Annotated in this window: 1 protein-coding gene and 1 pseudogene; one reads left to right on the forward strand and one right to left on the reverse strand. The window is 61.0% G+C overall.

The annotated features are described in order from the left end of the window. Window positions 1-13 precede the first annotated feature (13 nt). Window positions 14-160, forward strand: a complete 147-nt coding sequence (locus A3730_RS12030; RefSeq protein WP_255364262.1) for a helix-turn-helix domain-containing protein — start codon at window positions 14-16, stop codon at window positions 158-160. Between the two features lie 231 nt (window positions 161-391). Here A3730_RS12030 and metG read toward each other — a convergent pair. After that, window positions 392-623, reverse strand: a pseudogene (metG, locus tag A3730_RS12035) (methionine--tRNA ligase); the annotation flags it as partial.

Here is a 623-nt window from a genome sequence, read left to right on the forward strand (position 1 = left end):
GACCCGTGAACATATTGCCAACATGATGGGGATGACTCGTCAGGGCGTGCACCGGACGCTCAAGGCGTTTGAGGCGCAGGGGCTGATCACGCTGGGCTACGGGCGCATCACGATCGAAGATGAGGCGGCGCTGCGGGAACACTTGGCGACGTTGAATTGATGCTAAGCAGGATGTCGGATTCCGCCTTTCAGGCTCTCTGTGCCCTTGGGTGAATTCAACCTGCTCACTCACACTTGTAGACGCTCGGCCAGATGAGAGGGGGGTGGGAAGTCATGCTTGCATGACCAAGAGGCGTGCTCAGCACCACCTGATTATTCGCGATGCAAGCATCGCTTCCCACAGTAGAATGAAGGCGCCTCTGCGTCAGGCATCCGGCGCCGAGCTTTCACCCTAGCGCACTTCCATGCCCGGTTCGGCGCCACTGTCCGGGCTGAGGATGTGAATGTCATCCCCGCCGGGGCCGGCGGCCAGTACCATGCCTTCGGAGACGCCGAACTTCATCTTGCGCGGTGCCAGGTTGGCGACCAGGACGACCAGTTTGCCTTCCAGCTCTTGCGGTGCGTAACGCGATTTGATGCCGGCGAAGACGTTGCGCTCGCCCAGCTCGCCCACGTCCAGTGTC

It is taken from the genome of Alcanivorax sp. HI0044 (assembly GCF_001634945.1).